This is a genomic window from Sphingobium sp. TomTYG74 (assembly GCF_055393875.1).
Genome location: NZ_AP027341.1, coordinates 198,356 through 215,284 on the forward strand (window position 1 = coordinate 198,356; position 16,929 = coordinate 215,284).

Consider the following 16,929-nt stretch of genomic DNA (forward strand, 5'->3'; position numbering starts at 1 on the left):
TCAGCTCGCGTTCCAGGCGGGGCGCGCTATCGACCGGCGCAGGCGGGCGTTCAGTTGATCCCTGCGCTGCAACAGCCTTTCGATGCGGCGGGGATCAGGTGCTGAGCGCAGCCGCTCCATCCGCAGCTGGTCATCGACGCGCTGCGCCAGAAGCATGAGAATAAAGGTAAAAGGCTTCATTTGTGCCATCCTCTTTCGTGCGTTTCGCTCGATCGGATGACAGGGAAGGATAAGGAGCCTGCACCGGTGTCACCCGATGCGGTCCGACATCACGTCGCTTCTAGGAGAAGCAGCGCCAGAGGGGCCCGGTCCGCAGAGATTGGGATAACCGGTTCGCGGGCGGGGCGCAAGTCCGGGGTGACCTAGCGCTGCCGTGCCACGATCAGGTCGGTTGTCGGCTCGTGAACCACAGCCCGCCAAGGCTGATCGCTGCCGCCGCCGACATATAGAGGCCGACGAGCGCCACACCCTGCACCTGGATAAGCCATGTCGCGACGATCGGCGCCAGTGCGCCGCCGATGATGCCGCCGAGGTTGAAGGAGAAGGATGCGCCCGTGTAGCGCAGCTGGACCGGGAAGAGGTGGGGCAGGTATGCGCCCAGCGGCCCGTAGACGAAGCCCATCAGGAACAGGGCGAGGCTGAGGATGAGGAAGATTGGCAGCAGCTGGCCGGTGCCCATGGCGGGGCCGAAGATGACGCCCATCAGGACCGTGCCGATGCAGCCCGCGACCAGCACGCGGGTGGGGCTGGTCTTGTCCGCCCACCAACCCGCTATGACGATGCTGAGAGCCATGAACAGGATCGCGCCGAGCTGGATCGCCAGGAAGGTTTCGCGATCGATCTTGAGGGTCGTGGTGCCATAGCCGAGCGCGAAGGCGGTCGCGATATAATAGACGGCGAAGCAGGCGACGACGGCGAAGGTGCCCGCGATGGCTGCGCCGAGATGGTTGGAGAGGAGCGTTGCGAGGGGGAGTGCGGGGGGTGGTGCTTCGGCTTGCGCGGCGGCGAATTCCGGCGTCTCGGTGAGCTTCAGGCGAACCCAGAGGCCAAGGAACACCAGCACCGCGCTGCCAAGGAAGGGCAGGCGCCAGCCCCATGCGAAGAAATCCTCGTCCGTCAGGAACATGCCCAGAATCAGGAACAGGCCGTTGGCGGCGAGGAAGCCGACTGGCGCGCCGAGCTGGGGGAACATGCCGAAACGCGCGCGCCATCCGGGGGGCGCGTTTTCGACGGCGAGCAGTGCCGCGCCGCCCCATTCTCCGCCAAGGCCGAACCCTTGCCCAAAGCGCAGGACGCACAGGATCAGCGGCGCCCACCAGCCGATCATCTGGTAGGTCGGCAGGAAGCCTATGGCGAGCGTGGACGCGCCCATCAGCATGAGCGAAGTGACGAGCGTCGCCTTACGCCCGATGCGGTCGCCATAATGGCCGAACACCGCTGCGCCCAAAGGCCGGGCGAAGAAGGCGAGGGCGAGGGAGCCGTACGCGGCGAGAAGCTGCGCCGAAGGGGAGGAGGCGGGAAAGAAGAGCGGGCCGAACACTAGGCTGGCGGCGGTGGCGTAGATGTAGAAGTCGTAAAACTCGACCGCCGTGCCGATCAGGCTGGCTGCCAACACCCGCTTGTGGCGCAGCATTGCGCCGATTCCGTCCGCAGCCATGTCTTCCCCGCCCCTTGCCATGTCTTAAGTCTTCTTCGCCCGTTTCTGGTTCAGCAGTTCATAGGCCATCACCGCGCAGGCGACGGCCGCGTTCAAGCTGTCCGCTTTGCCCAGCATCGGCATTTTTACCAGCTGGTCGCACTCGGCCTCATAGGATTCGGGCAGGCCCTGCGCTTCGTTGCCGACGAGCAGGAAGGAGGGGCTGGCATAGCGCGGCTCCTGATAATCCTGCGTGGCCTTGAGGCTGGTGCCGATGAGTTCGCCCGGACCCTGCCGCAGCCAGTGCATGAATTCGCCCCAGCGCGCCTGCGTGATCGACTGGGTGAAGAGCGCGCCCATGCTGGCACGGACGGACTCTACCGAGAAGGGGTCGACGCAATCGTCGATCAGGATGAGGCCGCCAGCGCCCACCGCGTCGCCGGTGCGCAATATGGTGCCGAGGTTGCCGGGATCGCGGAGCGATTGCGCGACGATCCAGATGTCGGCCTTGCTTCGGTCGAGCTTTTCCAGCGGGGTCAGCCGGTCGCGATAGACGCCGACGACGGCTTGCGCATTGTCCTTGCCGGAAATCTTGGAGAGAATGTCCGGCGTGGTTTCGATGACATCGCCGCCCGATGCCTCCATCGCCGCGATGAGGTCAGCGGCGAGGGGATGGGTGGACCCGGCGTGGAAGAGCATTTCCGGCAACACGCCTTCCTCGCGCGCTTCGGTGAGGATGCGCAGGCCCTCGGCTAGGAACAGTCCTTCGGCCTTGCGGAACTTCTTTTCGCGCAAGGAGCGGACACGCTTCACCAGCGGGTTGGAAAATCCGGTGATCTCGCGTGCCACTGCGCCTGCTTTCCTCCTTGGAACGAGGCGGCCTCTCTATCGGGCCGGGGCGGAGCGCGGAAGAGCTATTCTTCGCCGAACTTGTCTTCGACCAGCGTCACCAGCTTGCCGAGCGATTCTTCCGCATTGGGACCGGCGGCGCTGATAATGATCGAATCGCCCAGCGCCGCGCCCAGCATCATGAGGCCCATGATCGATGTGCCGGTCACTTCGCTGCCATCCTTGCGCACGGTGATCTGGGCGGGAAGGCCGCTCGCCAACGTGACGAACTTGGCGCTGGCGCGCGCGTGGAGGCCGCGCTTGTTGCTGATCAGGACTTCCTGACTGATTTCGCTCATGTAGTGCTGCCCAACAATTCCGATGCGACGCTGATATATTTCTGGCCCGCCTCGCGCGCGGCGGCGACGGCCTGGCGCACGTCCATGACCTTGCGCGCGCTTTCCAGACGGATGAGCATGGGCAGGTTGATGCCCGCGATAACCTCGATCTCGCCCGCTTTCAGTAGCGATATGGCAAGGTTGGACGGGGTGCCGCCGAACAGGTCGGTGAGGAGGATGACGCCCGAACCGTCATTCACCCGCTCCACTGCCGACGCGATGTCGGCGCGGCGCACCTCCATATCGTCTTCCGGGCCGATGCAGATGGTCGCGATCTGCTGCTGCGGACCGACCACATGCTCCATCGCGACGACGAACTCCGTCGCCAGCGACCCATGAGTGACGAGAACAAGTCCTATCATCTACTTACCGGCCCACATTGTTTCATGATTTAAGCTTTCGGGCCTCCCGGTTCGCGCTTCTCCAGACTATCCTGGGGCGCTGATTCCATATTGCGGTGCGAGACCGTGGGCGAAAAGCCCGCCTCTTGCAAGTATTTGGCGACCCGTTCGGCGACATGGACAGACCGGTGCCGTCCCCCGGTGCAGCCGAACGCTACGGTCACGTAGGATTTGCCGCTGTCCTGATAGCGGGGAATGAGCAGGGCCAGCAGTTCCTCTATCCGGCGCACCGCTTCCTCATAGGCGGGATCTTCGATGATATAGGCGGCGACATCGGGGTCCAGCCCAGTCTTGGGTCGCAGTTCCGCTTCCCAATGCGGATTGCGCAGGAAGCGCATGTCGAAGACAAGGTCTGCGTTCAACGGGACGCCGCGTGAAAAGCCGAAGGACATGATCGTTAGCACCGGGGCAGACAGCCCCTCGCGCGAAAAGCGGTTGCGGATTTCCTGTTGCAGCCCGTTGCTGGTCAGGCTGGTCGTGTCGATGACATGCGTCGCCCAGCGGCGCAGCGGATCGGTCAGTTCCCGTTCGCGTGCAAGGCCGTGGGTCGCGGGGCGATCGGACGCCAAGGGGTGACGGCGCCGTGTCTCGGCAAAGCGGCGCTCCAGTTCCATGTCGGAACAATCGAGGAAGAGCGTCTCGACGTCATGGCCCCGGCGCGTTCGCAGGGCCTTTATGCGCTGAACGATCGTATGTGCGTCAAACCCACGGGTGCGCGCGTCGATGCCGAGCGCCAGGGGACGGTCGTCCAGTTCCTCGTGACCGGCGGGCACGGGCGTGTCCAGCAGTCGCTCAAGCAGGAGGAGGGGAAGGTTGTCCACGACTTCCCAACCCATGTCCTCCAGCGTCTTGAGCGCCGTCGTCTTGCCCGCGCCGGAAAGGCCGGACACCAGCAGGATGGTCTTGGGCGTCCGTGCGTTCACGCCAGCCCCATCGTTTTGAGCGCGAGTTCGACCTTGATCGGCGCCGATGCTTCAAAGGGTGAAACCTTGACCACCGGCAGGGGGACACCTGCGACGAGCCATTCTTCCGGGTCGCCCGGCATGCGGTCAATGTCCTGCGACAGGTCGATGATCAGCGCCAACCGCGCCCCTTTGATCGACGGCAAGTCCACGACTCCGACGCCGCGCACCTCCATCATTCCGGCGATCGTGGCTGGCGCGGACGCCTCCAGCTGCCCCCCGCTGGATCGCACGATGGTGTAGTCGTCGCTGATGAGCATGGCGCCACGGTCGATCAGGCGCAGTGCCAGATCCGATTTACCCGCGCCGCTCGCGCCACAGATCAGCACGGCCCGCCCGTCTATCGCGACGCTTGTCGCATGCATTGTTTCGGTTGAGTCTTGCGCCGCCATGTCCCTGAACGCATCCTAGACCTTGATAGGGCGCGTGTGAATCGAATTGACGCAAAGAATTCACGCAAAGGTCAAAAACTTCGGGCAGCCGTCCTATTCCGAGACAATGCCGGGGTCGCGTTCGACACCCATCGGCAGGCGCAGCATGAAGCAGGCGCCGCGCTGATTATCTTCGCGATCGGCGATGCTGATTTTCCCCTGATGGCCTTCGACGATAGACCGGGCTATGGCGAGGCCAAGGCCCGAATGCTTGCCGAAGCTCTCCGTTTCCGGGCGGACGCTGTGGAAGCGGCGGAAGACATGCTCGCGTTCGGACTCGGGCACGCCGGGGCCTTCATCCTCCACGCTCACCAGCACCTCATGATCGGCGACGGTCGCGACGATCTGTACCAATCCGCCATCGGGCGAAAAGGAGATGGCGTTATCGATCAGATTGTCGAGCACGCGGAGCAGGCGCTGTTCCTCGCCAAGGACGACGGCGACATCCTTGCGCGGGCGGGCAAAGGCGAGGCGGACGCCGCGCGGAACGCCCCGTGCCTCGCGCGCCACCACCATGCGCTCGATCAGCAGGCCAAGGTCAATCGGCTCGAACCGCGTCCGGGACAGCTGCGCGTCGATGCGGGAGGCTTCGGCAATGTCGGTGACGAGCCGGTCCAGCCGCCGCACGTCATCCTGGGCAATCGCCATCAGTTGGTCGCGCAGCTCCGGCTTGTCGATCCGCTCCAGCGCGTCGAGGGCGGAGCGGAGCGAGGCTATGGGGTTTTTAAGCTCATGGCTGACGTCTGCCGCGAAGGCGTCGGTGGCGTCGATCCGCTGCCGCAGCGCGTGGCTCATGTCGGACAGCGCGCGGGCGAGCATGCCGATCTCGTCGCGCCGCTCGGGCAGGCGGGGCACCGTGACCTCCCGCGCGCGGCCAAGACGAACGCGCACGGCAGCGCGGGCAAGGCGTTGGAGCGGCTGGACGATGGTCCGGGCGAGGAACAGCGACAGCAGCACCGAAGCCAGCACGGCGGTGGCGATCACGATGCCCAGTCTCAGCCGTTCGGCGCGCACCGTCCGGGTGATGTCGCGGGCATTTTCGGTCGCGAGCAGGCTGCCGCCATCCTTCATGCTCGTCGCGGCCGAGACCATGAAGGTGCGGTCGGGCGCATAGCGGTTCATCGCTTGCGGCTGGCCTGTCTTGCGGGCGAGCAGCAGTTCCGGCCAGGCATCGGCGCGATCCACGGCGGGCTCTTCGAAATTGGGCGGGCGGTCGGCGAAGACGACGCGGTCCACCGCCTTGTCCAGAAAACGCGCGACATGGCGCCGCCACCCTTCTTCCGACGGCAGGGTCAGCCGATAACGAGGAGCGTCCATCGCAAAGCTGTCGGCGATCAGCCGTCCGTCCGGCCCATAACGGCGAATACGGTCGCGGGTCTGCCGGGCGAAGGCAGCGATCAGCGCATCATGTCGTTCAGCGGGTGCTGTTTCCAGGCCGATGGCGAGCAGCTTCAATTCGCGCGCCGATTGATCGAGGCGCGCGTCCACGATCCGGGTGCGATAGCTGTCCAGATAGAAGAAGCCGCCCGCCAGCAAGGCCAGCGCGAATACGTTGACCGCCAGGATGCGCGGCGTCAGGCTGATCCGGCCCGACCAGCGCAACCCACTGTCCCGCGGGTCACTCTTCGGAGAATCGGTATCCGGCGCCATAGAGCGTATCGATTGCGTTGAATTCAGGATCGGCCTCGCGGAATTTGCGGCGTAGCCGCTTGATGTGGCTGTCGATGGTGCGGTCATCGACATAGACGTCATCCTGATACGCAGCATCCATCAGCTGGTTGCGATTCTTGACGACACCGGGCCGCGCCGCGAGCGTTTCAAGGATCAGGAATTCGGTAACGGTCAACGTGACATCCTGGCCCATCCATTTGACGCGATGGCGGGCGGGGTCCATTTCAAGCCGTCCGCGTATGATCGGGTCGGCCGCGGGCTCGTCACTGGCGTCGGCCAACCGGCCCACCTCCGCCCGGCGCAGGATGGCGCGGATGCGGGCGATCAGCAGGCGCTGGGAAAAGGGCTTTGCGATATAATCGTCGGCGCCCATGGCGAGGCCCAGCGCTTCGTCCAGTTCATCAGTCTTGGAAGTAAGGAAGATCACCGGCATCTGGCTTTTTTCGCGCAGGCGCCGGAGCAGTTCCAGGCCGTCCATGCCCGGCATCTTGATGTCGAACACGGCAAGATCGGCCGGATTGTCGAGCAGTGCCTTCAACGCCGCCTCCGGGTCCGAATAGAGGCGCGTCATGAACCCTTCGGCCTGCAGCGCGATGGACACGGAAGTCAGGATATTCTTGTCATCATCCACAAGGGCGATGGTTGGAGTCATGCTTCTTCCCAATGATCTTGGCCGCCCTGCTCAGGCCTTCCTGTCCAGCGTTAGACGATGCCTGTCGCGCTCGCAAGAAAGGGGTAGGACGGCAATTATGCGGTTTGCGCCACTTAATCTGGGATAAACGGGGTGCTGGCGGGATTTGACGCTGGGGGTGCAAAGGCTTATTGGGCCTCCCATCTGCAGGAATGTCGCAGCTCACAAGGGAGAGCGGCGCTGGCAGCGGATCGGTCGCAAGCGTTCGTTGTTGGCGAGCCGGAGTAATCACATCAGGAGCTAAGGCGTGCAGGCCAAATCCCCAATTACCCTGGATCAGCAGGGCATTTCCACGACCGCTGAACAATATTGGAATCTCGGCACCGCGCCGCTCGTTGAAGCTGCCATCGCAAATGGTGAGGGCATCCTGTCGAAGGATGGCCCGCTGGTCGTGAAGACCGGCAAGCACACTGGCCGTTCGGCCAATGACAAGTTCATCGTCAAGGATGCCGAAACCGAATCGACGGTGTGGTGGGGCAAGACCAACGTTCCCATGACGCCGGAGCATTTCGCCGCGCTGAAAGAAGATTTTTTCAAGGCGCTGGGCGAGAAGAACAAGCTCTACGTCGCCGACCTGTTCGGCGGTTCGCAGCCCGAGCATCGCGTCAAGGTTCGCGTCATCAACGAACTCGCCTGGCACAATCTGTTCATCCGCACGCTGCTCGTGCGTCCCGGCCAGGAAGAGTTGAGCGGCTTTGCCCCTGAATATACCATCATCGATTTGCCGACCTTCCGGGCTGACCCGGCGCGTCATGGGTCGCGCAGCGAAACGGTGATCGCGGTCAATTTCACCGAAAAGCTGATCCTGATCGGCGGCACCAAATATGCCGGCGAAATGAAGAAGTCGGTCTTCGGTATCCTCAACTATCTGCTGCCGCCCAAGGGTGTGATGCCCATGCACTGTTCGGCCAACATCGGCCCGAATGGCGACACGGCAGTCTTCTTCGGCCTGTCGGGCACGGGCAAGACGACGCTGTCGGCCGACGCCAGCCGCACGCTGATCGGCGATGACGAGCATGGCTGGTCGGACACGGCGGTCTTCAATTTCGAAGGCGGCTGCTATGCCAAGATGATCAACCTGTCGGCCGAGGCCGAGCCGGAGATCTTCGCGACTACCAAGCGTTTCGGCACGGTGCTGGAAAATGTGGTGATCGACGAGGATACGCGCGAAATCGACCTCGACGACAACAGCCTGGCTGAAAACAGCCGTGGTTCCTACCCGATCGATTTCATCCCGAATGCGTCGGAAAAGAATCTGGGGCCGGTCCCGAAGAACATCATCTTCCTGACCGCCGATGCCTATGGCGTGCTGCCGCCGATCGCGCGGCTGACCCCGGATCAGGCGATGTATCACTTCCTGTCGGGCTACACCGCTCGCGTCGCGGGTACGGAAATCGGCGTGACGGAGCCGTCGGCGACCTTCTCCACCTGCTTCGGTGCGCCGTTCATGCCGCGTCACCCCTCGGTTTACGGCAACCTTCTGAAGGACCGGATCAACAAGGGTGGCGTGACCTGCTGGCTGGTCAACACCGGCTGGACCGGCGGCAAATATGGGGTTGGCAAGCGCATGCCGATCAAGGTGACGCGCGCTCTGCTGAACGCGGCGCTGGACGGCAGCCTGAACGATGTCGAGTTCCGGATCGATCCCAATTTCGGGTTTGAGGTGCCGGTCGCGGTGCCGGGCGTTGATGCGACCATTCTCGATCCGCGTGCGACTTGGTCCGACAAGGCCGCCTATGACGAGACGGCGGGCAAGCTGGTGAAGCAGTTCGTCGACAATTTCGCCCAGTTCGAAGATCATGTCGATGCATCGGTGCGGCAGGCTGCGCTGACGGCGGCCTGACAAGCGGGCTGCCCGCTTTCAAAGGTTGAAAAAGAGCCGGGGGCAATGCTTCCGGCTCTTTTGCTTTCGGGCGGCGGCTTGCGGTGCTATTCTGGTGCCCAATTCAACGGGATTATGGCGATGTTTGACCAACTGATAAACAGCGTGGGCGGATTGGAAGCAGTGGCGGCGAAGCTGGGGCTTTCGGCCGAGCAGATGCAGGCGTTGATGACCGAGATTGGCGGCAAGATCGCTGCTGGCGAAACCGATGTCGCGGCGCTGGCGACCACGGCGGCGGAGCATGGCGTGTCGGCGGACAAGTTGCAGGAATTGTTTGCGCAGTTCGGCGGCCCCGAGGCAATTTTAGGCAAGCTTGGCGGCCTGTTCGACAGTGATGGCGACGGCAGCCCGATCGGCGAACTCAGCCGCCTCGCCAAGGGGCTGTTCGGCTGAAAATAGGGCTGAAGCTGGCGGGGCATGATCGTCAGCTATCGGCCATGAAAGTTTTTTCACCTTGCCTTGGCGGGGCCGAAAAGGCATTCGCGCCGCAATCACTTATTGCGAAAGCCACGCAACTGGCGTCCTGACCGGACGTTGGCGCAGTGGATTTGGCAGGAGACAAGGTTTTGAGCGACGTGACGATCGAAAAGCCGGTACTGGAGCCGACCGGCGCCCTGACTGTCGAAACCGTGCTGTCGGTGCGGCATTGGAACGAGCATCTGTTCAGCTTCCGCATCAGCCGCCCGGCAAGCTTCCGCTTCCGTTCGGGCGAGTTCGTGATGATCGGGTTGCAGGGCGACAATGGCAAGCCGCTGTTGCGCGCCTATTCCGTGGCCAGCCCTGCGTGGGACGAGGAATTGGAGTTCCTGTCGATCAAGGTGCAGGACGGGCCTCTGACGTCCAAGCTCCAGCTGATCCAGCCGGGCGACCAGATCTATCTGGGCCGCAAGCCGACCGGTACGCTGGTGACTGACGCGCTGCTGCCGGGCAAGCGGCTGTTCATGCTGTCGACCGGCACCGGCCTGGCGCCCTTCCTCAGCCTGGCGCGCGATCCGGACGTGTACGACTTTTATGAAGAGGTTGTCGTCGTCCACTCCGTCCGCCGGGTCAGCGACCTTGCCTTCCATGACGAGATGACCGGCAAGCTGGCGGAAGACCCGCTGGTGTCGGAGCAGGCCGCCAACCAGTTCCATTATGTGCCGACCGTCACGCGCGAGCCGTTCCGCAACAATGTGCGGATCGACAAGCTGGTCGAAAGCGGGGCGCTGTTCGAAGGCATCTCGGGTGACAAGAAGTTCAACCCGGAAACTGACCGTGTGATGATGTGCGGCAGCATGGAGATGATCAAGCAGTTCGCTGCGTTCTTCGAGGGCGAAGGTTTTGTTGAGGGCTCTAATGCGGCGCCGGGGGCTTTCGTGATCGAGCGCGCCTTCGTCGGGTAAGTGGGCGGAGATCAGTGGTACGAGAGGGGCTGGCGGCGACGCTGGCCCTTTTTTTGTCCTTGGGGGCATCGGCGAACGGCCATTTGTAGCCATTCCAAATCCTCCCTGCGCGAAGCGTGGGGAGGGGGACCAGCCGCAGGCTGGTGGAGGGGAAAGTGGCACGACCTGCGAGATTTCCCCTCCACCATTCGCTTCGCGAACGGTCCCCCTCCCCATCTGCCGATGGGGAGGATAAATGTCCGCTTCCCCACCCATCAAAGACATTCCTCTCCCGCGAGCGGCAGGGGCTAGGGGTCGGCGCGAGCGGAGCGAGCTTCTGGGTTATCCCACATAACAAGCCAGATGTTGCGCCAGCCCACCCCCTAACCCCTTCAAACGAGTCACGTGCCTCGTTTGAACGCTAGCGGAAGGGGGAATGACACCTCAGGCCAATTCTACCTGTAGCACCGACGCCTCCGCACCGACCACGCGTACCCGGCTCCCCGCTGGCGCGTCGGGGCCTCGGCAGGACCAGACGCTGTCGCCCACCTTCACGCGTCCCCGGCCTGCTTCGATCGGTTCGACCACCAGCACGACCTCGCCGATCAGCCTCGCCGTCCGATCATTGAGGAGGGGGTCCTGTGAGCCCACCGGATTGGCGGCATACCAGCGGCGACCGCCCCAGACCGACACGAGGCAGAGCAGGGCGAAGATCAGCAATTGCACCGGTACGGATACCGGCAACAGCAGCGCGATCAGCCCCGTCACCGCCGCCGCCAGCGCGACCCAGATCAGGAACACGCCGGGGATCATCACTTCAGCGACGCCGAGCAGCGCGGCTAACACCAGCCAGCCCCAATGATCGTCCAGCATGCCGAGCCAGTCCATCAGCTCTGACCCTGCGCGAAGGGGCTGCGGCGGGGCGGAGCAGCGGGCGAGGTCGGGGCGCCGTCACCGCCCAGCGCTTCCTTGGCGAGCGCGCCGATGCCGCCCAGCGTGCCGATCAGCTGCGTGGCCTCGACCGGGAAGAGGATGGTCTTGGCATTGGGCGAGGTGGCGAACTGGCTCACCGCATCGACATATTTCTGGGCGACGAAATAGTTGATCGCCTGTGCGTTGCCGTTCGCGATCGCTTCCGACACCATCTGGGTCGCCTTGGCTTCCGCTTCGGCCTCGCGTTCGCGCGCTTCGGCATCGCGGAAGGCGGCTTCGCGGCGGCCTTCGGCTTCCAGGATCTGGCTCTGCTTCTGCCCTTCGGCCTTCAGGATCTCAGAAGCGCGCAGACCTTCGGACTCAAGGATCAGGGCGCGCTTTTCGCGCTCCGCCTTCATCTGGCGGCCCATGGCGTTGACGATGTCAGCGGGCGGGCGGATGTCCTTCAGCTCCACGCGCGTGATCTTGATGCCCCAGGCGTTGGTGGCATGATCGACCACGGACAGCAGGCGGGCGTTGATCTCGTCACGCTTCGAGAGGGTTTCGTCGAGGTCCATCGAGCCCATCACCGTGCGCAGGTTGGTGGTCGCAAGCTGCATGATCGCGACGTAAAGCTCGGAGACTTCATAGGCGGCCTTCGCGGCGTCCAGCACCTGGAAGAACACGACGCCATCGACCGACACCATGGCGTTATCCTTGGTGATGATCTCCTGCCCCGGAATATCGACGACCTGCTCCATCATGTTGATCTTGCGGCCGACGGCGTAGAAGAAGGCGGGGTAGAAATTGAGGCCGGGACGCGCGACTTCGGTGAAGCGGCCGAAGCGTTCGATGGTATATTGATAGCCCTGCCGCACTACCTTGACGCTCACGGCCAGATAGAAGAGCACCAGGAAGGTCACCGTTAGCGCGAAGGTCGTCAGCATCTTTTTCTCCCCCTAAGAAGCGCTTGACTATGACGCGGATTCGTTAACGGGGAAAGTCAAACCGTCACAAAGGCGGTTGGGCCATACAGGAGACCTGCCATGTTGCTGCGCCACGCCCGATCGCTGCTGTTTCTGCCGGCGTCGAACAAGCGCGCCATTGCCAAGGTGCGTACGCTGTCGTGCGATATGGTCATGCTGGACCTGGAAGATGCCGTGCCCGACGATCGCAAGGAGGAGGCGCGCGCCAATGCCGTGGAAGCGGCGGCGGAAGGATTTGGAAAACGGCTGTGCGCCGTGCGGATCAATGTTGAAGGGACGCCCTGGTATGGCCCGGAAATGGTCGCGGTCAAGCGCTCCGCCGCAGACTATGTCATCCTGCCCAAGGTCGAAAACGCCAAGCAGGTGCGCGATGTGTTCAGCGTCTGCCAGAAACCGGTCATCGCCATGATCGAAAGCGCGGCAGGGGTTCTGGCCGCCACGTCGATCGCGGCGGAGGAGGGAACGGCCGGGCTGTTCATGGGCACCAATGACCTGCGGCAGGACCTGGGCATTCCTCCTTCGGCGGGTCGGAAAGGGCTGAGCTTCGCCTTGCAGTCAGTGATACTGAGCGCGCGGGCGGCGCGGATCGCGGTATTTGATGGGGTGTTCAACCGGCTGGATGACGAAGCGGGGTTCGAAGCGGAATGTGCCGCCGGGCACGCCCTTGGTTTCGACGGCAAGACGCTGATCCACCCGAGCCAGGTTCCGGTCGCCAATCAGGTGTTCGGGCCGGATGCGCAGGCGGTGGCTGATGCACGGCGGCTGATCGAGGCGGCGACGGGCGGGGCTGAGCGGTTCGAAGGGCGCATGATCGAGGGGATGCATGTTGAGGAGGCCCGGGCGCTTGTTGCGAGGGCTGAGGCGGTGATGGGTTGATGGGTGTGGGGTGTGATTGCCTGTTAACGCTGTCATCCCAGCGGATGCTGGGATCGCGTTAGGCTGGGTTGAGCGCTATCGAGGGAGATGCCAGCTTGCGCTGGCATGACGGATTTTGGGGCGAGTCTGAAACATCCCCCTCCCGCCTGCGGGAGGGGCTAGGGGTGGGCGCGAGCGAAGCGAGCTTCTGGGCGGGCCTTTGAATAACTAATTGACGTTGCGCAGGCCCACCCCCGGCCCCTCCCGCAGGCGGGAGGGGAGATGAGGTTTCTCTATCGCTCCACCGCGTTTGCAGCATTCCCGGCCTCCGGCGCCGCCCCCTTCGCCGCAAAAACACGCAAGCTATCCAGCACCTTCTTCGCGATAGGCTGATATTGTTCGCTCAGCATCTCCGGGTAGACGAAGGTGGCGGTGACGATCCCCCCGTCCGGCTGGCGGAGCAGACGCACGGCGACATTATTGCCCTCGCCATCATTGGCCGTGCCGCGATATTCATTGTCGCCGATGAAGTCGCCGTCGACGCCTTCCGAACCGCTGCTCATCGACTGGACGACCTGCTGGAGCGTCTGCTGTTCTCCATTGCGCTGCCAGAAGACGCGGACGTCGGCGCCTGCGCCGGGGTCTTGAAAGACCGTGCCATCGGGGGTGGTCGCGGCGGCATCCTGTTCCCAGCCTTCCGGGAAGCTTACCGAAAAGCCGCGATCGTCATTCACATAATTGCGATTCTCGGCGGCCTCCGCCTTGCCCTCCGCCAGCGCCTTGGCCGCAGCGGCATTGGCGGCGGCGGCCAGTTCTTCCTGGCTCGGCATATCCTCCACCGGCTCGGCGCGCCCGCAGGCGGCCAGCAGGAGGAGGGAGAGGAGGGCGGCTTGGCTGAGCTTTTTCATGCCCTGTCCAAAGCATAGGCGGCCCGACATTTCAACGTCGCAACGATGTCGAGCGGCGGATGAGCGCCGTACCGCGACGTGCGCGTTCAGGCGGCGCTGTCGATCCCGAGTTCGGCGAGCTTGCGGTAAAGGGTCGATCGCCCGATGCCCAGGCGCCGCGCGACTTCCGTCATGCGGCCACGATAATGGCCGATGGCGAGGCGGATGACGTCCGCTTCGATCTCCGCGAGTTGCCGGACATGGCCGTCACCTTCGAACAGGGTGATCCCCGCCGCTTCCCGATGCGTCTGCGGCACGGTGCGCAGGCGGGGATGGAGCGGCTCGCCACTGGCGCGCGTCCGGATATGCGCGGCGATCTGCGGAAAATCCTGCGGCGTCAGGGCGTCGCCTTCGCACAGGACGGCGGCGCGGAAGAGAGCGTTTTGCAGCTGGCGGACATTGCCCGGCCATTCATGCTGCATCAGCAGGGCAAGCGCGTCGTCGGTCAGGCCCAGGCCACGGAGGCCGGGCTGGGTGGCGATGCGGGCCAGCAGATGGCGGCACAGCGCGGGCACGTCGCCGATCCGCTCCCGCAGCGGCGGGATGGTCAGCTGCACGACGTTCAGGCGATAATAGAGGTCCTCGCGGAAGCGGCCCGCTTCGATTTCTTCGACCAGCCGCTTGTTGGTTGCGGCGATGATCCGCACATCGACATGGACCGGCCTGCGCGCGCCGAGGGGTTGTACTTCGCCATCCTGCAGGACACGCAACAGCTTCACCTGCGCGTCGAGCGGCATTTCGCTGACTTCATCGAGGAAGATCGTGCCCATGTCGGCGGCGACGAACTTGCCGACCTGACGCTCGAACGCCCCGGTGAAGGCGCCGCGTTCATGGCCGAACAGGTCCGATTCGACGAGGTTTGCGGGGATGGCGCCGCAATTGACTGTTATCATCGCTTGCTTGTGGCGGGGCGAGGCGGCGTGGATGGCGCGGGCGATGACATCCTTGCCCACGCCGCTTTCGCCTTCAATCAGGACGGGTACGCGGGCGCGCGCCGCCTTTGCCGCGATGGCGAGGGCGGCGCGGAATTGCGGCGCTGCGCCGACCACATCCTCGAACGACAGGGCGGCCGAGATTTTTTCGGTGAGCGGGCGCAGCTCGCCCTTGCCATGCTCCTGCGACAGGGTGGCGTTGAGCGCGGCGAGCAGCCTTTCGGGCGCGACCGGCTTGGCTAGATAATCCGTCGCACCAGCGCGCATTGCATCGACGGCAACCGCGACACTGTTATGCGCGGTCAGAATCAATATGGGCAGCGCAGGGCGACGGCTGCGCAATTCGCGGACGAGGCCGGTGGCTTCCGGACCCGGAATCCATTGATCGAGCAGCACCGCGTCGAGCCGCATGCCGTCCTGCGTGCCGAGCATGGCGATCGCCATGTCGCCGTCACTCGCGAAGATTGTGCGCCACCCGGCGCGTGCGGCGAGCGCCGACACAAGCCTGCGCTGGGCAGGCTCTTCATCGATCAGCATCAGCATGGGAACGCCGTCGCGCGCCATCTTACCCCTCTTCTTGTTCGGTGGCGCCAGCCTAGACCAAGGGGGTAAAGGCGCCCTTAACCGGAAAGTTTTTCTTCCTCTGTTTCGAGGTTGAGGGGGGAGAACCTTGTCGATAAGAGGGGCGCGCTTAAAAACACAGGCGACTAAGGGAATGGAAATGGCGTCAGAAGGAAATATGGAGAGCGCAACCCAGACCTATTCGGGGTTCGTGTCCCTCGTGAAGTGGGGCACCATCGCATGCGTGGTGCTGGCTGCGATCGTCGTCCTGCTGATCTCCAGCTGAGATTGGTGCCGCGAGGGGGATGTCGATGAAGATCGCGATTATCAAGGAGCTTGCCGAGGGTGAGCGCCGGGTCGCCGGTACGCCGGAAACCGTCAAGAAGTTCAAGGCGCTGGGCGCTGATGTCGCGGTGGAAGCAGGCGCAGGCCTGACCGCCGCCATCGCTGATGCCGACTATGCCGCGATGGGCGCAACGATTGCCGATCGCGCTGCGACGGTGGCGGGCGCGGACATCATCCTGGGCGTTCAGGGGCCGGACGTCGCGACCATTACAGGCGCGAAGCCCGCCGCGTGGATCGTCGCGGGCCTCAACCCCTTCGTGGAGCGCGCGCGCGTCGATGCCTATGCAGCGGCGGGTTATGAGGCGCTGGCGATGGAGTTCATGCCGCGCATCACGCGCGCGCAGTCGATGGACATTCTCTCTTCGCAGTCGAACCTTGCTGGCTACAAGGCCGTGCTGGACGCTGCGGCCGAATATGGCCGCGCTTTCCCGATGATGATGACGGCGGCAGGGACGATTTCCCCGGCCAAGGCGTTCGTCATGGGTGTTGGCGTTGCCGGGCTTCAGGCGATCGCGACGGCCAAGCGTCTGGGCGCGCAGGTATCCGCCACCGACGTCCGTTCCGCTACCAAGGAACAGATCGAAAGCCTTGGCGCGAAGGCGGTTTTCGTCGAAAGCGTCGCGGGTATCGAGGGCGAAGGCAAGGGCGGCTATGCCACCGAAATGTCCGAGGAATATCAAAAGGCGCAGGCCGAACTGGTGTCCAGCCACATCGCCAAGCAGGACATCGTCATCACCACAGCGCTGATTCCGGGCAAGCCCGCCCCGCGCCTCATCACCGACGCGCAGATCGCGACGATGAAGCCGGGTAGCGTGATCGTCGACCTTGCTGTCGAACAGGGCGGCAATGTCGAAGGCGCCGTGCTGGGCCAGGTGGTCGAGCGTCATGGTGTGAAGATCGTCGGCCACAAGAATGTGCCATCGCGGCTTGCCGCCGATGCTTCGGCCCTGTTCGCGCGCAACCTCTATAATTTCCTCTCGGCCTTCTGGAACAAGGACCAGAATGCGCCGGTGCTGGACGAGGAAATCGGCAACGCCATCCGCCTGACGCAGGGCGGCAAGGTCGTCAGCGACCGATTGCAGTAAGGGGCTGCTCCTCTCCCGTGCCTTGCGCGGGGGAGGAGGTCTTCG

Annotated in this window: 19 protein-coding genes; 6 read left to right on the forward strand and 13 right to left on the reverse strand. The window is 63.9% G+C overall.

Annotated features, from left to right (window positions below):
- The 9 genes from ACZ5TB_RS01070 to ACZ5TB_RS01110 form a co-directional block, all read right to left on the reverse strand.
- Nucleotides 1–180 carry a hypothetical protein gene (locus ACZ5TB_RS01070; RefSeq protein ID WP_464778999.1) on the reverse strand — a complete coding sequence of 60 codons (180 nt, stop codon included), beginning with the start codon at nucleotides 178–180 and terminating at the stop codon, nucleotides 1–3.
- A 202-nt stretch (nucleotides 181–382) separates the two neighbouring features.
- Nucleotides 383–1,657 (reverse strand): MFS transporter, encoded by a 1,275-nt coding sequence (locus tag ACZ5TB_RS01075; protein ID WP_464779000.1) that lies wholly within the window; start codon nucleotides 1,655–1,657, stop codon nucleotides 383–385.
- Between the two features lie 24 nt (nucleotides 1,658–1,681).
- Nucleotides 1,682–2,485 (reverse strand): TrmH family RNA methyltransferase, encoded by an 804-nt coding sequence (locus ACZ5TB_RS01080; protein ID WP_464771900.1) that lies wholly within the window; start codon nucleotides 2,483–2,485, stop codon nucleotides 1,682–1,684.
- A gap of 65 nt (nucleotides 2,486–2,550) precedes the next feature.
- Nucleotides 2,551–2,823, reverse strand: coding sequence for an HPr family phosphocarrier protein (locus ACZ5TB_RS01085; protein ID WP_464779001.1), 273 nt, complete (start codon nucleotides 2,821–2,823; stop codon nucleotides 2,551–2,553).
- Nucleotides 2,820–3,224, reverse strand: a complete 405-nt coding sequence (locus ACZ5TB_RS01090) for a PTS sugar transporter subunit IIA (RefSeq protein WP_097091003.1) — start codon at nucleotides 3,222–3,224, stop codon at nucleotides 2,820–2,822. Before ACZ5TB_RS01090 ends, ACZ5TB_RS01085 begins: the two co-directional genes overlap by 4 nt.
- A 29-nt stretch (nucleotides 3,225–3,253) precedes the next feature.
- A complete protein-coding gene (gene rapZ / locus ACZ5TB_RS01095) occupies nucleotides 3,254–4,186 on the reverse strand; it encodes an RNase adapter RapZ (protein ID WP_464779002.1) in 933 nt (310 codons plus the stop codon).
- On the reverse strand, nucleotides 4,183–4,617 hold the full coding sequence (locus ACZ5TB_RS01100) for an HPr kinase/phosphorylase (protein ID WP_464779003.1): 435 nt from the start codon (nucleotides 4,615–4,617) through the stop codon (nucleotides 4,183–4,185). The genes rapZ and ACZ5TB_RS01100 overlap by 4 nt, the downstream gene beginning before the upstream one ends.
- A 93-nt stretch (nucleotides 4,618–4,710) precedes the next feature.
- Nucleotides 4,711–6,306, reverse strand: coding sequence for a sensor histidine kinase (locus ACZ5TB_RS01105; RefSeq protein ID WP_464791693.1), 1,596 nt, complete (start codon nucleotides 6,304–6,306; stop codon nucleotides 4,711–4,713).
- On the reverse strand, nucleotides 6,275–6,979 hold the full coding sequence (locus ACZ5TB_RS01110) for a response regulator (protein WP_464779005.1): 705 nt from the start codon (nucleotides 6,977–6,979) through the stop codon (nucleotides 6,275–6,277). The genes ACZ5TB_RS01105 and ACZ5TB_RS01110 overlap by 32 nt, the downstream gene beginning before the upstream one ends.
- 286 nt (nucleotides 6,980–7,265) lie before the next feature.
- Here ACZ5TB_RS01110 and ACZ5TB_RS01115 point away from each other — a divergent pair, with 286 nt between their 5' ends.
- The 3 genes from ACZ5TB_RS01115 to ACZ5TB_RS01125 all read left to right on the forward strand — a co-directional run bounded on the left by ACZ5TB_RS01115 (nucleotide 7,266) and on the right by ACZ5TB_RS01125 (nucleotide 10,282).
- Entirely contained in the window at nucleotides 7,266–8,861 is a 1,596-nt protein-coding gene (locus ACZ5TB_RS01115) for a phosphoenolpyruvate carboxykinase (protein ID WP_464791694.1), read from the forward strand.
- A 114-nt stretch (nucleotides 8,862–8,975) separates the two neighbouring features.
- Nucleotides 8,976–9,293, forward strand: coding sequence for a hypothetical protein (locus ACZ5TB_RS01120; RefSeq protein WP_464779007.1), 318 nt, complete (start codon nucleotides 8,976–8,978; stop codon nucleotides 9,291–9,293).
- A gap of 173 nt (nucleotides 9,294–9,466) precedes the next feature.
- The gene (locus tag ACZ5TB_RS01125) at nucleotides 9,467–10,282 is read left to right on the forward strand and encodes a ferredoxin--NADP reductase (protein WP_449471277.1); all 816 of its coding nucleotides are present in this window, start codon (nucleotides 9,467–9,469) and stop codon (nucleotides 10,280–10,282) included.
- 423 nt (nucleotides 10,283–10,705) lie between these two features.
- Here ACZ5TB_RS01125 and ACZ5TB_RS01130 read toward each other — a convergent pair whose 3' ends face one another.
- Both ACZ5TB_RS01130 and ACZ5TB_RS01135 read right to left on the reverse strand, forming a co-directional pair.
- The gene (locus ACZ5TB_RS01130) at nucleotides 10,706–11,149 is read right to left on the reverse strand and encodes an NfeD family protein (RefSeq protein WP_464791695.1); all 444 of its coding nucleotides are present in this window, start codon (nucleotides 11,147–11,149) and stop codon (nucleotides 10,706–10,708) included.
- Nucleotides 11,149–12,120: an SPFH domain-containing protein gene (locus ACZ5TB_RS01135; RefSeq protein WP_464791696.1), complete on the reverse strand. Its 972-nt coding sequence runs from the start codon at nucleotides 12,118–12,120 to the stop codon at nucleotides 11,149–11,151. The genes ACZ5TB_RS01130 and ACZ5TB_RS01135 overlap by 1 nt, the downstream gene beginning before the upstream one ends.
- 99 nt (nucleotides 12,121–12,219) lie before the next feature.
- Between ACZ5TB_RS01135 and ACZ5TB_RS01140 the strand changes: the two genes are divergently transcribed.
- The gene (locus ACZ5TB_RS01140; RefSeq protein ID WP_464791697.1) at nucleotides 12,220–13,035 is read left to right on the forward strand and encodes an HpcH/HpaI aldolase/citrate lyase family protein; all 816 of its coding nucleotides are present in this window, start codon (nucleotides 12,220–12,222) and stop codon (nucleotides 13,033–13,035) included.
- Nucleotides 13,036–13,307: 272 nt separating this feature from the next.
- On the opposite strand, the gene ACZ5TB_RS01145 is transcribed toward ACZ5TB_RS01140, so the two are convergent.
- Together ACZ5TB_RS01145 and ACZ5TB_RS01150 are read right to left on the reverse strand one after the other, a co-directional pair.
- Complete coding sequence (locus tag ACZ5TB_RS01145; RefSeq protein ID WP_464791698.1) at nucleotides 13,308–13,922, reverse strand: hypothetical protein; 615 nt, start codon at nucleotides 13,920–13,922, stop codon at nucleotides 13,308–13,310.
- Between the two features lie 86 nt (nucleotides 13,923–14,008).
- Nucleotides 14,009–15,457 (reverse strand): sigma-54-dependent transcriptional regulator, encoded by a 1,449-nt coding sequence (locus tag ACZ5TB_RS01150; protein WP_464788215.1) that lies wholly within the window; start codon nucleotides 15,455–15,457, stop codon nucleotides 14,009–14,011.
- Nucleotides 15,458–15,632: 175 nt separating this feature from the next.
- Between ACZ5TB_RS01150 and ACZ5TB_RS01155 the strand changes: the two genes are divergently transcribed.
- Together ACZ5TB_RS01155 and ACZ5TB_RS01160 are read left to right on the forward strand one after the other, a co-directional pair.
- Nucleotides 15,633–15,740: an aa3-type cytochrome c oxidase subunit IV gene (locus ACZ5TB_RS01155; RefSeq protein ID WP_464791699.1), complete on the forward strand. Its 108-nt coding sequence runs from the start codon at nucleotides 15,633–15,635 to the stop codon at nucleotides 15,738–15,740.
- Between the two features lie 25 nt (nucleotides 15,741–15,765).
- Entirely contained in the window at nucleotides 15,766–16,884 is a 1,119-nt protein-coding gene (locus ACZ5TB_RS01160) for an NAD(P) transhydrogenase subunit alpha (protein WP_464791700.1), read from the forward strand.
- Nucleotides 16,885–16,929 lie beyond the last annotated feature (45 nt).

Bases quoted from the DNA above. Each gene is read 5' to 3' on its own strand.
- ACZ5TB_RS01150 (WP_464788215.1), bottom strand. From the start codon at position 15,457: ATGGCGCGCGACGGCGTTCCCATGCTGATGCTGATCGATGAAGAGCCT.
- ACZ5TB_RS01070 (WP_464778999.1), bottom strand. From the start codon at position 180: ATGAAGCCTTTTACCTTTATTCTCATGCTTCTGGCGCAGCGCGTCGAT.
- ACZ5TB_RS01120 (WP_464779007.1), top strand. From the start codon at position 8,976: ATGGCGATGTTTGACCAACTGATAAACAGCGTGGGCGGATTGGAAGCA.
- ACZ5TB_RS01085 (WP_464779001.1), bottom strand. From the start codon at position 2,823: ATGAGCGAAATCAGTCAGGAAGTCCTGATCAGCAACAAGCGCGGCCTC.
- ACZ5TB_RS01130 (WP_464791695.1), bottom strand. From the start codon at position 11,149: ATGGACTGGCTCGGCATGCTGGACGATCATTGGGGCTGGCTGGTGTTA.
- ACZ5TB_RS01140 (WP_464791697.1), top strand. From the start codon at position 12,220: ATGTTGCTGCGCCACGCCCGATCGCTGCTGTTTCTGCCGGCGTCGAAC.
- ACZ5TB_RS01090 (WP_097091003.1), bottom strand. From the start codon at position 3,224: ATGATAGGACTTGTTCTCGTCACTCATGGGTCGCTGGCGACGGAGTTC.
- ACZ5TB_RS01160 (WP_464791700.1), top strand. From the start codon at position 15,766: ATGAAGATCGCGATTATCAAGGAGCTTGCCGAGGGTGAGCGCCGGGTC.
- ACZ5TB_RS01145 (WP_464791698.1), bottom strand. From the start codon at position 13,922: ATGAAAAAGCTCAGCCAAGCCGCCCTCCTCTCCCTCCTCCTGCTGGCC.
- ACZ5TB_RS01100 (WP_464779003.1), bottom strand. From the start codon at position 4,617: ATGGCGGCGCAAGACTCAACCGAAACAATGCATGCGACAAGCGTCGCG.
- ACZ5TB_RS01135 (WP_464791696.1), bottom strand. From the start codon at position 12,120: ATGCTGACGACCTTCGCGCTAACGGTGACCTTCCTGGTGCTCTTCTAT.
- ACZ5TB_RS01075 (WP_464779000.1), bottom strand. From the start codon at position 1,657: ATGGCTGCGGACGGAATCGGCGCAATGCTGCGCCACAAGCGGGTGTTG.
- ACZ5TB_RS01105 (WP_464791693.1), bottom strand. From the start codon at position 6,306: ATGGCGCCGGATACCGATTCTCCGAAGAGTGACCCGCGGGACAGTGGG.
- ACZ5TB_RS01110 (WP_464779005.1), bottom strand. From the start codon at position 6,979: ATGACTCCAACCATCGCCCTTGTGGATGATGACAAGAATATCCTGACT.
- ACZ5TB_RS01155 (WP_464791699.1), top strand. From the start codon at position 15,633: ATGGAGAGCGCAACCCAGACCTATTCGGGGTTCGTGTCCCTCGTGAAG.